The sequence below is a fragment of the Mycobacterium sp. ENV421 genome (assembly GCF_002887815.1).
In the GTDB taxonomy this organism is placed as follows: domain Bacteria; phylum Actinomycetota; class Actinomycetes; order Mycobacteriales; family Mycobacteriaceae; genus Mycobacterium.
This window is the reverse complement of the sequence record NZ_PDHO01000019.1, coordinates 1-12493: the sequence shown is the minus strand read 5'-3', so window position 1 is coordinate 12493 and position 12493 is coordinate 1. Positions and strand designations below refer to the sequence as shown.

The window sequence follows — 12493 nt, the reverse complement described above, 5'->3', positions numbered from 1 at the left end:
GTGGCGGGTGAGAATGACGTCATGGCCACCACCCCTTACGTCAAAGCCTGCATCAACGGCGCTCGCACCCCCGACCAGCACGCCGGACTCCCGGTGTCGCCGCAGCAATTGGCCGCCGCCGCCGTTGCCGCGCACACTGCCGGAGCCATGGCGGTGCATCTGCACCCCAAGACCGCCGACGGGGTCGACTCGCTCGAACCGGAGACGGTGGGCGCGGCGGTCAGCGCTGTCCGGCATGCGGTGCCGGGGCTGCCGCTGGGAGTGACGACAGGATTCTGGGCGCTGCCCGATCCGCAGCGGCGGTTGCGCGCCGTCGAGTCCTGGACCGTGCTGCCGGACTTCGCCTCCGTCAACTGGCATGAGCCCGGCGCCCAGGATCTGGCGGAGTTGCTGCTGAGCCGGGGCATCGGGGTGGAGGCGGGCATCTTTCATGCCGACGCCGCCGAATCCTGGGCGAGTTCGCCCCTGGCCCCGCACTGCCTTCGGGTGATGGTCGAACTCCCGCCCGAGGGGGACACCGCGACCGCCGACGACCTGCTGGCGAGGATCCGGCGGGCCGAGTCGCCGGCGCCGGCGTTGTTGCACGGCCTCGACGACAGCTGCTGGCCGCTGCTGGCCCACGCGGGACTGCGCGGGGTGCAGACCCGCATCGGGCTGGAAGACACCGTGACGCTGCCGGACGGGTCACCGGCCCCGGGCAACGCCGAACTCGTCGCCGCCGCGTTCGACGTGCTGCGGAGTGTCAGTCGGTAGGTGGGGCCATCGCGAAGTCGGCGAAGTCGAAGCCCGGCACCACCACACAGCTGACCAACGTCGGCTCGTCGTCGCGGGGACGGGCGCGCTGCCAGTGGCCGGGCGGCACCAGTACCTGCGGCTGTTCACCGGCGACGATATCGGGGCCCAGCAGAACCGTTGTGGCGCTGTCCTTTTCCGGACCGATGTCGAGCAGCAGCGGGCTGCCGCGGTGATAGAACCACAATTCGGCGCTGCGCACCGTGTGCCAGGCGGACTGCTGGCCGGGCAGCAGCACGAAGTAGATCGCGGTGCCGGCGTTACGCGGTCCGTTGTAGTCCGGCGGCAGGGCGGATTCGCCGATAATCAGGTCACTGCGCCAGGTCTCGCGGAAGAAGCCACCTTCGGGATGGGGTCCCAGCTCGAGCTCGCGAACCCAGTCGGGGAGATCCGTCATGGGCACAGCGTAGGGATAAATCGGTTGCCGGCGTCGGTGTTGGGCCATTACCGTGGCGCCCGTTGACGTCTTCTGAAGTCTTTCGTCCAGTGAGGAGGGTCCCCGTCGTGGATCACAGCGCAGCTCACCTGCTCGCCGACCACCACTGGGAGACCCATGCCTACCGACTTCGCCATCACACTGATCGACCTCGACTTCGCCTGGCCGGACGGAACCGTCGCGCTTGACGGCCTGAGCGCCACTCTGCCCGCCGGCCGCACCGGCCTGGTCGGCGCCAACGGCAGCGGCAAGTCGACGCTGCTGCGGCTGATCGCCGGTGACCTCACTCCGACGGCGGGCCGGATCCGCACCGGCGGTGACGTCGCCTACCTGCCGCAGACGCTGACGCTCGACGTCGCCGTGTCGATCGCCGACGTACTCGGTGTCGGAGCGCAACTGGCCGCGCTGCGGGCGATCGAATCCGGCTCGGCGACCGAACGCGACTTCGAGGTGATCGGCGAGGACTGGGACGTCGCGGACCGGGCCGCCGAGTTGCTGGGCGTCATCGGCATGGGGCCGGACGATCTGGACCGGACCGTCGGGCAGCTCTCCGGCGGGGAGGCGATGTTGTTGGCGGTCACCGCCCTTCGGCTGCAGGCCGCGGCGATCACGCTGCTCGACGAACCGACGAACAACCTCGACCGTGACGCCAGGGCCAGGTTGTTCGACCTGATCGCGGACTGGCCGGGAACGCTGGTGGTCGTCAGTCACGATGTCGCGCTGCTGAACCGGATGGACCACACCGCCGAGTTGCACAACCACCGGCTCACCTCCTTCGGCGGTCCCTACCGCGAATTCCGCGCCCAGCTGGACATCGAGCAGGCCGCGGCGGCGCAGGCGGTATCCGCGGCCGAGCAGAGCGTGCGCGCGCAGAAGCGTCAGCGCGCTGCCGCCGAGACCAAGCTTGCACGTCGAAATCGCAAGGCGCAGAAGGATTATGCCAACAAGCGCGCACCGAAGATCGTGATGAACAATTGGGCCTCGTCCGCCGAGGTGGCGGCGGGCAAACTACGCACCGGGCTCGACGCCTCGGCGGCCGAGGCCGCCGACGCGCTGCAGGCGGCCGAAGCGAGGCTGCGCAGCGACGAGCACATTCGCGTCGACCTGCCCGATCCCGATGTGCCGGCCAGCCGCCGGATCGCCGAATTACCGGGCGCGTGTGGTCCATTGGTGGTGATGGGTCCGGAACGTATCGCCGTCGTCGGCCGCAACGGCATCGGCAAGACCCGGCTGTTGGAGGGTCTGATCGCCGGCACCGCGGGTCGCGTGCTGACCGACCGGATCGGCTACCTGCCGCAGCGCATCGACGGCCTGGACGAGCAGGCCAGCGTCCTGGACAACGTGCGTGCCGGGGCGCCAGACGCCGACACCGCCCTGGTGCGCACTCGGCTGGCCCGGTTCCTGTTGCGCGGTGACTCGGTGTACCGGCCGGTGGCGGCCCTGTCCGGCGGAGAGCGCTTCCGGGTGGCGCTGGCGCGGTTGCTGCTGGCCGATCCGCCGCCGCAGCTGATCGTGCTCGACGAGCCGACGAACAATCTCGACCTGGCCAGCGTGGACCAGCTGGTCGACGCGCTGCGCGCCTACCGCGGCGCGGTGATCGTGGTCAGCCACGACGACGAGTTCTTGTCCCGGCTGGATCTGGACCGGACGTTGTCGATGCGGCACCCCGGGCTGTTGGATGCGGCGGGTTAGGGTCGGACCATGGCACACCTGCGCGCGGGCTGGTTCGTCGCGCTCTGCGCGGCGGTACTGGCCGTCAGCGCCTGGCTGCCGTGGTTGACGACCTCGGTCGCGGGCGGTGGCCGGGCCAGCGCCATCGGCGGCACCGTCGGCAGCATCGTGCTGCCGCCACGATTCGGCGCCGGTCAGTTGATCGTGCTGCTGGCCTCGGCGCTGATCGTCACCGGTGCGATGGTGGCGCGCAACCTGTCCCCGCGCCTGGCCGCCGCGGCGGCGTTGGTGATCTCGATGCTGCTCGGCGTGCTGACCTACTGGTACTACCACCTCAACGTCAGCGGATCGGTGTCGGCGGCGTACGGCCTCTACATCGGGGCGGTGTGCGCGGCGGGCGCAGTGATCTGCTCGGCGTGGGCGTTGATCACCGCATTGGTGCGCCGCAGATGAGCCGATTCGTCGAACCGGTCACTTTGACCGGCGCGCAATGGGTTTCCCTCGAGCCGCTGCACGAATCCCACGTTCCCGAGATCGCCGCCGCCGCGGCCGACGTCGGCGAGTTGTGGTTCACCAGCGCGCCGACGCCGGAGACCGCCGCGGCGTGGGTGAGCCGGATGCAGGCGATGCAGGACGCCGACGAAGGTGTGACCTATGTGATCCGCAGACGCACCGACGGGGTGGTCGTCGGCTCGTCGAGTCTGTTCCACGTCGACGCCGCCAACCGCCGGCTCGAGATCGGTCACACCTGGCACTCGGCGACGGCGCGGCGGACCGGGGTCAACACCGAGGCGAAACTGGTGCTGCTCACCCACGCCTTCGACGAACTCGGTTGCGTTGCGGTGGAATTCCGCACCCACTTTTTCAACCAGGTCAGCAGGGCGGCGATCGAGCGCCTCGGCGCCAAGCTCGACGGCGTGCTGCGCAGCCATCAACTGCTGCCCGACGGATCCCGCCGGGACACCGTGGTCTACTCCATCCTGGACATCGAATGGCCTGCGGTGCGCAACAACCTGAGGTTCCGGCTCAGCCGCCATTCTTGACGGATATCACCCATCCACCCAGTACTGTCGTGCATGGACTGAGAAATACGCCTCACGGCGCCATGGCCCTCCAGCGGCGCGGAGATGGGGGTGCTGTGGAGCGACTGGTACGGGCACTGACCGCCTCGATGGACCCGGCGCAGTTGGTTGGTCGTGTCGCCGAACAGGTGAGCGCGTTCATGCATGCCGCCGACGGCGCCGCCGTCACGCTGCTCCGCGGCTCTGATGACGCGTACGTGACTGTGTCCGCGCACGGCGTGCTCGCGGCGACGACGGGTTTCGTGGTGCCCAGGGACACCAGTTTTCAGGGCCTTGCGGCACGGGAAAACCATCCGATGTTGATCCACGATGCACTGATCGACGAACGGCTGTCGGCACGCGTCCGCGCGACCAACAAGCAGTGGGGCACTCGGTCATGGGCGGTGATTCCGCTGAAGTACAACGGCGACCCGATCGGTTCACTGCTGCTGGCGGCCACCACCGTCGGCGCGTTCTCGGAATCGGACGTCGACGCGCTACTGGCGATCAGCGAGTTCGTCTCGGCCCTCGTCGGCGCCCAGTTGCAACTGTCGGAGCTGTTGACTCAGGTGATGACCGACAGCGACGAGCGGGGGCAACGCGCGCTCACGGCGCGGTTCGTCGCCTCGGTGATGGTTCCGGAAGCGGTGGAGACCGAGAGTCTGCAAGAACGGCTCGACGCAGTTCTGGCTCAGCCGGATGCGCTCAGGGCGGTCTTTCAGCCCATCGTCCGTCTGGAAGACGGCACCACCGCCGCCTACGAGGGGCTGATGAGGTTTCCCGAGTCATCGGATCTGACGCCGATGCACTGGTTCGCCGCTGCCCGGCGACTCGGCCGCGGCGTCGACCTGGAATATGCCGCGCTGTGCACGATCTTGAGGGCGGCGCATCCGATCCCCGATGACTGTCCGGTAGCTGTCAACCTGAGTCCGAGCGCGGCGCTGGAGCCGGCGATTCACGACACGCTCGCGGCCCAGGACCGGGCGCTGATCGTCGAGATCACCGAGCATGAGCCATTTCCCGCTGATCTCGAGTCCGGTTTGAAACCGTTGCGGGACCGCGGCGTATCGATCGCGGTCGACGATGCCGGCGCCGGATACGCCAACTTCACCCAGTTGTTGCGGCTACGTCCCGACATCATCAAGATCGACGGAGAGTTGATCGCCGGTATCGACGACGATCCGGTCAAGCGGGCAATGGCGACGGCACTGAAATCCCTTGCCTCCGAATTACGGGCGAAGACAGTGGCCGAGGCGATCGAGACGCCGAGCCAGCTCGAGACGCTGATCGACCTCGGCATCGAATACGGCCAGGGGTTCCATCTCGGCCGACCCTCAGATGTCCTCGATCTCGCCGGCTGAACCATGATGTGAGGCCAGACTACGACGTGTCCGTGCTCAGCCGCCGAAGCTGGCGGCTGAGCACGGAACGTCACGGAATCGTTTGGGCCTCAGCCCGCTTCGATGGTCGTCGGCTCGATCGGCTTGCCTTCGCCGGAGCGGGTGACCTCGATGCGGCGTGGCTTGGCGCGCTCGGCCAGCGGGATCGTCACCGTCAGAACACCGTTCTCGTAGGTGGCCGAGATCTTGGCGGTGTCGATACCTTCGCCGAGTGCCAACTGGCGACGGTAGGTGCCGAAGAACCGCTCGCTGGTCAGCCACTGCACCGAGTCCTCGGAGCGGGCCGAGCGGTGCGCCGTCAGCGTGAGCGTGCCGTTGTCGACGTTGACGTCGATCGAACCGGGATCCACACCGGGAAGGTCGGCGGTCAGGACGTAATGGTCCTCGACCTTGTAGAGGTCCATCGGCATGAATCGGGGGCTGCGATCGGTTCCGGTTTGGCTGGGCAGCAGTCCCCGGGTCATGGCTTCAAGTTCATTGAACGGATCGAAGCGGAGCACAGTACTCACCTCCTGCATCGCTGAACGCAAGCCCACCACCCTGGCGGGCAGCTTTACTGTGCACGGCCAGATTAGCACTCGATGGTGGCGAGTGCTAATACTTTCCGACCGGATTTTCCCCCGCCACCGGTAGGCTGGGCCGGGCTTTCGAAGGGATGACTTTGCGCAAGGCGACGGGAATCGTGGCGGCCGTACTGGCGGCCGCACTGGCGGTGACGATCACGGGCTGTTCCGACGACAACAAGCCGGTCGCGGCCAAATGCGCCGAGGTGTCGGCGCCGCTCGTCGACGTCCCCACCCGAACCGACCAGGAGCCGCGGCTTCGGCTGCCGCAGCCACAGGGCTGGGAACGCACCGACAAATTGGACTCCGAATCCATCCGGTACGCCATCCGCAACCCGGCGCTGGCCGAGGACGGATTCACGCCGAACGCGGTCGTCACCCTGCAGAAGGTGGCCGCCAAGGAGGGCAATGCCCAGCAAATCCTCGACATTCAGAACAAGCAGCTGGTGGCGCGGTTGAAGGTGACGGACCTCAAGACCAGTTCGGCGACGATCTGCGGGTCGACGGCCCAGTCCACGACGTACACCGCCCCGGCGATGGGCAAGATCCCGGCCCGCACCGCGACCTCGCTGGCAGTGGTCTTCAACGACGGTGACGTGAACTACGTCAGCACATTGACCGTGCAGACGATCAAGCCCGACAACCCCACGTACGCAGCCGATTCGGCGATGATCCTCAAGGGATTCCAGATAATCCCGGCTAAATAGCGACGGTGCCGACCTCGGCCCCGGTGAGCCGTTCGGTGCACCGGTCGCAGGCCAGTTCACCGGTGAACTCTGCCCCGCAGTCGTGGTGGGTCATCACCACGGCCGGACCCTCCGGCGCCTGGAACCACCATTGCGCCCACTGCAGTGCGGCGGTCAACACCGGGAAGAACGCCCGACCCTTGTCGGTCAGCAGGTAGGCGGCCCGCTCCGGACCGGACCGGTCCGCAGGCGACGTGGTGAACACGCCAAGGGCGCAGAACGTCTGGAGCCGTTCGGCCAGCAGGCTGGGCGGGGCCCCGAGCTGGGTCTGGAAATCGGTGAAGCGGGAGGTGCCGAGAAATGCCGCCACCAAAAGCGCTGCGGCCCAACGATTGCCGAAGACGCTCATGGTCTCGGGGAACAGCCCGGCCTGGCGCGCGCTGCCGTCCGATTCCGAGCGGCGCCGCGTCGCGGCGGCCGGCGCGGACCGGGCCCAGTCGCCACTCGGTCCGAGGGCCAACTCCACCTCGGATCCGGTGACGACGGCGTGACAGCTGTTGCAGCGCAACAACGGCGCGAAATCCGACCCGCACGGCGCGTGGCGCATCGCGGGCAAGGTCGCCCGATGTTCGGTGACCCAGTTGCGTTCCCACTCCCAGATCGCCAGCATCGTCGGCCACAGTGAGCGACCGCGGCCGGTGATCAGGTACTCGGTGCGCGCCCGGGTCGAGGCATGCACCTTGCGGGTCAGCAGGCAGTCGCCGACCAGTGTGCGGAGCCGGTTGGTCAGCACCGAGTTCGAGATCGGCAGCCGTGACATGAACTGGCTGTAGCGGCTGGCGCCGAGCAGCGCCTGCTGGATGATCAACAGGTTCCACTCGTCGCCGAGCAGCCCCAGCATCCGCCCGATGGCGTTGGGACTGTCAGGCGCCAAGACGGTGGGCGTCTCGGCGGAGTGCACTGCGGTCACTACAAACCGATCGCATCGGCCGCCGAGTCGGCGGTATGCCACCGGCGCAGCGCGGAGCCGGCCACCCAGGTGGAGTGGGTGCCACTCGAGATCCGTTCGGGCAGTTTGAGCTTGCACACCGGGCCGTCGGCCAGCCGAGCCGCGTCGAAGACCAGGCAGTAGGAGGCATCTGCGGTCATATCGGTGGTCAGGGTGACCAGGTAGCCGTCGTCCTCGCCCCGGCTGCCGACACGGGGCGCCATCGCGGTTTCGCTGCCGTAGACCCCGTCATCGAAGGAATAACGTTCCTCGGCGCCGGTGCGCACGTCGTGACGGACCAGCCCGTCGAACAGGAACCAGCCCGGCTTGCCGCTGGCCGCCCAGGTGTAGCGATACGGCTCGCCCAGGTGGCCGGTGTTGATCATGCCGAACTCGGTGATGCTGTCCGACAACGGTTCTTCGGTGAGTCCGCCGGTGACGAGGTTGAGCCGCCAGCGGTGCAGCCGGGCCTGCATGCGGTCCAGCGCGAGGAACCGGAACGCCCGTTGCCACTTGGTGCCGGTGCCGTTGTCGGTCGGCTCGGGATCGCCCTGGAAGAAGCCGTCCAGCACGATCTCGTCGCCATCCTCGTAGGCGTTGACGAAGTGCAGCACAAACGTCGGGTCGGCCTCGAACCACTGGATCTGGCTACTCGTGCCTCGCCGGGGCAGCACCGCGAAGCGCGACGGTATGTCGCGGTGGAACCGGGCCATGTGCACGTCGCGCTGCAGCAGCTCCGGATCCCAGAACAGCGGGAAGTCGTTGAGGATCACATAGTTTCGGGTGAACGCCATGTCGTGCGGTAGCCGCGGGCCGGGCAGCGGCACATCGGTGTAGTGCACCAGGTCGTTGTTGGCGTCGACGACGCCGTAGTGCATGTACGGCGCGTTCTTGGAGTAGTTGAAGAACAGCATCTCGTCGGTGCGGTCGTCGACCTTCGGATGGGCTGAGACACCCCAGTCGCCCGGGAACCCACCGTTGAATGTCTCCTTGCCGAGCGTCTCGGCGGAGTACGGATCCACCCGGTACAGGTCTCCGCACTGGTAGAAGCTCGTCAGCGCGGTGCCGCGGTGCACCACGACATCGGTGCTGGAGGCGTCCTTCATCAGGGTGCGCGCGCCCCAGCCGTAGTCGACCTTCGCCAGCGACAACGGTTCGGCCAGGCCGGGCCAGAGCGGACCGCCCGCGGCGTTCTCCGCCTCGAACCCGTCGGTGCGGATGAACCGGTTGCGGTAGAACGCTGTTCCGTCGCGGAAGCCGACGATGTGCAGCATCCCGTCACCGTCGAAGGGGTGATACGCCTTCAGCGCGGGGTGTAGCGGGTTCTCGGTGTTGCGCAGGTACACCCCGTCGAGGTCGGTGGGGATCTCGCCGTCGACGACGGTGAGGTCGTCGTCGCGCCACTCCGTGGTCTGCGGCCGCCAGGGGCCGGTGCGGTAGGGGTGGTCGTCGTCCTCGGGTAGCGTCGACAGGAACTTGCCGACGATCTCAGTGTCCATCGTCTGCCGATCTGATCACGAAACTGACTGTGGTTGCGGTACTTCCGCCGAAATTGAGCGTGCCGAAGCGGCGCGCGCCGTCAACCTGGTAGCCGCCGGCGAGATCGCTCACCTGTTTGGCGGCGTCGAGCATCATCCGGATGCCGGACGCGCCCACCGGGTGGCCGCCACCGATCAGGCCGCCGCTGGGGTTGATCGGAAGCCGGCCGCCGATCTCGATCTCGCCGTTCTCGATCGCCTTCCAGGACTCGCCCGGCCCGGTCAGGCCGATGTGGTCGATGGCCAGGTACTCACTGGGGGTGAAGCAGTCGTGCACCTCGATGCCGTCGAGATCGTCGAGGCCGACGCCGGCGCGGCCGAACGCGTCGTGCACGGCACCCCGAACATGGGGCAGTACATAGGGGTTGGCCGCGTCGCGGTCGAGCTTCTGTTGCAGCCCCAAGCCGACGGTGCGGTGACCCCAGCCCTCGATCAGCCCGATCGGGCGCACGCCAGGGTGGTCGCGCAGGAAGTCGTCGTTGACCAGGACGACGCCCGCGCCGCCGTCGGTCATCTGGCTGCAGTCGTAGCGGCGGATCCGGCCCTCGGTGGGCGGGTTGACCGCGTCGTCGCTGCCGCCGGTGACCAGATCGGGGACCGCCCAGTCGCGGGTCTGGGCGTTGGGGTTGCGCTTGGCGTTGGCGAAATTCAGCGCCGCGATCGCGTGCAAGTGGGCGTCGTCGAGGCCGAAGCGACGGTCGTATTCGTCGGCGACGCGGGAGAACATCGACGGCCACACGTACGTGGCGTCCCCGGCCTCATGGCCGGTCCATGCGGCGGCGCCGAGGTGGGCGGCCGCGACGTCGCCGGGCACCGTCTTCTCGAGCTCAACGCCGACCACCAGTGCGGTGCGGTAGTTGCCGGCCCGCAGATCGGCCATCGCCGCCAGCGCGGCGACGCTACCGGAGGCGCACGCCGCCTCGTGCCGGGTCGCGGGGGTGTCCCACAGTCCGTCGTGGACGGTGGCGGGCATCGCGCCGAGGTGACCCTGGCGGGCGAACATCTCGCCGAACGCATTGGCGACGTGCACGACGTCGATGTCCGCGGCGTCGATCATCGCCGCGGACAGAGTCAGGTCGACGACCTCGGTGGTGAGATCGGCGAAATCGCGACTCTCCCGCGTGAGGTTGCGGGCGAAGTCGCTCTGATAGCCGCCAAGAATCCAGACATTGCTCGCCACAGCGCCGAAATTACTACAGCTAAGAGAGTGCCGGGCCGGATTGCGCAGAGCACGCGATAACTAGGGGCGGCCCCGTCGGCTCGCGGTCTGAACCGACAGGACCTCGCGGACGTGGGTGTCGACCACCGCGTCCGCTTGCTGCGCAGCATGCCCTCGTTGAGAATCCGCAAACGTCTCGATTTGCCAGGCGCGTTCGTCAATCCGGCAATCGTGAGTAAGACTTGCCTCATGTCTGTGCCCAACCACGATCTTGCGCTGCGGATGGCGGAGTTGGCCCGAGCGACCGCGCCGCCCCGCAATGTCGACGAGGTGCTGGCAGGGGTGACCGCCGCGGCGACGGAGATGATTCCCGGGACCGACACCTGTGGCGTGCTGCTGATCGGCAAGGGCGGCAAGTTCGAGTCCCTGTTCGGGACGTCGGAATTGATCTACCAACTCGACGCACTGCAGGAGGCCTGCGGGGAAGGACCGTGCATCCAGGCCGCCGTCGACGAGCTGATCGTGCGCACCGACGACTTCACCACCGAGCGGCGCTGGCCGAAGTACAGCTCCGCGGTCACCGAACTCGGGGTGCGCAGCGGCTTGTCGTTCAAGCTGTACACCGGAAAAACCACCGCGGGCGCACTGAATCTGTTCGGCATGCAGCCGCACGCCTTCGACGGGCAGTCCGAGGCGATCGGGTCGGTGCTGGCCGCTCACGCCGCGTCGGCAGTCCTGGCCAGCAAGCACGGAGAGCAACTCGAGTCCGCGCTGACCACCCGCGATGTCATCGGGCAGGCCAAGGGCGTGATCATGGAACGGTTCAACGTCGACGCCATGCGCGCGTTCGAGATGCTGCGCGAGCTGTCGCAGACCTCCAACACCAGGTTGGTCGACATCGCGAATCGGGTAATCGCGACCAGGGGCACGTAGTCGGCACGAGCGTCCCCGAACCGGCGGTATCGTTGGTCCGAAGTTCTTGGTGCTCGTGGGGGTCGCTCAATGGTGAGGGATGCGCTCAGGCGTTGGTGGCAGCAATCCACCCATTACGAATGGTTGAGCGGCTACCTCGCTGACCGTGGCATGCGCGGTCCGGCGCGCGCGCTGATGGCATTCCTTGCGGTATCGATGGTCGCGTGTCTGGTGGGCATGCTGCATTCGCCGGACGGTCCGGTCGGAACCGTTCCCAGAGCGATGACGTGGCTGGCCATTGCCGGCGGGGTGGTCGGGGCTGTCCTCTTCACGGCCAAGTGGCCGACCCGGCGTGAGTCGGTGGTGTTCGTGTTGATCACCAACGCGTCGATGGCGTTGGCCTGCGTGGCCAATCCGAGTCCACTGCACGCCCTGGTCGGCTGCATTTCGTTCGCGACGATCGGCGCCTACATCGCGTTTTTCCACACCACCCTCCTGGTGCTGTACAACTTCTCGGTCGCGGCCACCGTCGCCACCTGGGGTGCGGTGCGCATGGCCGCCAACGGGCAGCTGATCATCGCCGGCGTGGACTGGTGGCTGATCATCCAGGTCAATATCGCGCTGCCGCTGGCCATCCAGATCCTGGTGAATGCGCTCGGCGTCGATCTTCTTCGCGCCGAACGTGATCCGCTGACCGGCTTACTCAATCGGCGACTTTTCCACACTCAGACGTTCGGGCTGATCGAGTCGGGACGTCATGCCGACGCTCACCTGGCGGTGGCCCTGATCGATCTGGACAAGTTCAAGTCGGTCAACGACCGCTACGGCCACGCCGCAGGCGACGAGGCGCTGGTGCATGTCGCCCGTGCCATCGAGGATGCTGCCGGCGCCGAGGCGGTGGTCGCCCGCAGCGGAGGCGAGGAGTTCGTGGTCGCGACCGCGTTGCCCAGCGCGGACTGCAATGAGTTGGCGCAACGGATCTGCACCGCGATCGCGGAGTCGCCGGCCGGTGTCACCGCCAGCGTCGGGACCACCGCGGTCCGGTTGTCCGACACCTACGGTGACCACAAGGTGCTCATCGACCGGCTGGTCGGCAACGCCGACTGGGCGATGTACCGAGCCAAGCGCGCCGGCGGCAACGGCTGCCGGCACCAGGACACCGACCCGATCGACCGGCGTCGACCGGACGTCGGCGGCGACGCCAGCCAGTCGATCGCCTAGCGGCAGAAAGTGCCCCCGGCAGTGTGTGGTTCCAGGACATAGGAATGGCGTGTCTCAGGACATCGG

13 protein-coding genes are annotated in these 12493 nt (G+C 67.6%); 8 read left to right on the top strand and 5 right to left on the bottom strand.

Translation table 11 applies throughout. The annotated features are described in order from the left end of the window. Positions 1-21: 21 nt before the first annotated feature. Positions 22-753 carry a 3-keto-5-aminohexanoate cleavage protein gene (locus CRM90_RS20260; protein ID WP_102808814.1) on the top strand — a complete coding sequence of 244 codons (732 nt, stop codon included), beginning with the start codon at positions 22-24 and terminating at the stop codon, positions 751-753. Here CRM90_RS20260 and CRM90_RS20255 read toward each other — a convergent pair. After that, a complete protein-coding gene (locus tag CRM90_RS20255; RefSeq protein WP_102808731.1) occupies positions 743-1189 on the bottom strand; it encodes a cupin domain-containing protein in 447 nt (148 codons plus the stop codon). The two genes, CRM90_RS20260 and CRM90_RS20255, sit on opposite strands and share 11 nt — an antisense overlap. A gap of 156 nt (positions 1190-1345) precedes the next feature. On the opposite strand from CRM90_RS20255, the gene CRM90_RS20250 reads away from it, so the two are divergent. The 4 genes from CRM90_RS20250 to CRM90_RS20235 all read left to right on the top strand — a co-directional run bounded on the left by CRM90_RS20250 (position 1346) and on the right by CRM90_RS20235 (position 5321). Further along, positions 1346-2920: an ABC-F family ATP-binding cassette domain-containing protein gene (locus CRM90_RS20250; protein ID WP_102808730.1), complete on the top strand. Its 1575-nt coding sequence runs from the start codon at positions 1346-1348 to the stop codon at positions 2918-2920. Between the two features lie 9 nt (positions 2921-2929). Next, on the top strand, positions 2930-3352 hold the full coding sequence (locus tag CRM90_RS20245; protein ID WP_102808729.1) for a hypothetical protein: 423 nt from the start codon (positions 2930-2932) through the stop codon (positions 3350-3352). Continuing rightward, entirely contained in the window at positions 3349-3942 is a 594-nt protein-coding gene (locus tag CRM90_RS20240) for a GNAT family N-acetyltransferase (protein ID WP_102808728.1), read from the top strand. The genes CRM90_RS20245 and CRM90_RS20240 overlap by 4 nt, the downstream gene beginning before the upstream one ends. Positions 3943-4037: 95 nt before the next feature. Beyond that, on the top strand, positions 4038-5321 hold the full coding sequence (locus CRM90_RS20235) for a sensor domain-containing phosphodiesterase (protein ID WP_158249038.1): 1284 nt from the start codon (positions 4038-4040) through the stop codon (positions 5319-5321). A gap of 89 nt (positions 5322-5410) precedes the next feature. On the opposite strand, the gene CRM90_RS20230 is transcribed toward CRM90_RS20235, so the two are convergent. After that, entirely contained in the window at positions 5411-5860 is a 450-nt protein-coding gene (locus CRM90_RS20230) for an Hsp20/alpha crystallin family protein (RefSeq protein WP_102808726.1), read from the bottom strand. A 155-nt stretch (positions 5861-6015) separates the two neighbouring features. Between CRM90_RS20230 and CRM90_RS20225 the strand changes: the two genes are divergently transcribed. Next, on the top strand, positions 6016-6630 hold the full coding sequence (locus CRM90_RS20225; RefSeq protein ID WP_102808725.1) for an LpqN/LpqT family lipoprotein: 615 nt from the start codon (positions 6016-6018) through the stop codon (positions 6628-6630). Here CRM90_RS20225 and CRM90_RS20220 read toward each other — a convergent pair. From CRM90_RS20220 to CRM90_RS20210, 3 genes are all read right to left on the bottom strand, one after another. Then, positions 6623-7510 carry a winged helix-turn-helix transcriptional regulator gene (locus CRM90_RS20220; protein WP_102808813.1) on the bottom strand — a complete coding sequence of 296 codons (888 nt, stop codon included), beginning with the start codon at positions 7508-7510 and terminating at the stop codon, positions 6623-6625. The genes CRM90_RS20225 and CRM90_RS20220 overlap by 8 nt on opposite strands. A 68-nt stretch (positions 7511-7578) precedes the next feature. Then, the gene (locus CRM90_RS20215; protein ID WP_102808724.1) at positions 7579-9096 is read right to left on the bottom strand and encodes a carotenoid oxygenase family protein; all 1518 of its coding nucleotides are present in this window, start codon (positions 9094-9096) and stop codon (positions 7579-7581) included. After that, positions 9086-10315 carry an acetyl-CoA acetyltransferase gene (locus CRM90_RS20210; RefSeq protein ID WP_102808723.1) on the bottom strand — a complete coding sequence of 410 codons (1230 nt, stop codon included), beginning with the start codon at positions 10313-10315 and terminating at the stop codon, positions 9086-9088. Before CRM90_RS20210 ends, CRM90_RS20215 begins: the two co-directional genes overlap by 11 nt. Before the next feature lie 228 nt (positions 10316-10543). Between CRM90_RS20210 and CRM90_RS20205 the strand changes: the two genes are divergently transcribed. Both CRM90_RS20205 and CRM90_RS20200 read left to right on the top strand, forming a co-directional pair. Beyond that, positions 10544-11227, top strand: a complete 684-nt coding sequence (locus CRM90_RS20205; RefSeq protein ID WP_102808812.1) for a GAF and ANTAR domain-containing protein — start codon at positions 10544-10546, stop codon at positions 11225-11227. Between the two features lie 69 nt (positions 11228-11296). Continuing rightward, a complete protein-coding gene (locus CRM90_RS20200) occupies positions 11297-12427 on the top strand; it encodes a GGDEF domain-containing protein (protein WP_102808722.1) in 1131 nt (376 codons plus the stop codon). Positions 12428-12493: the final 66 nt, after the last annotated feature.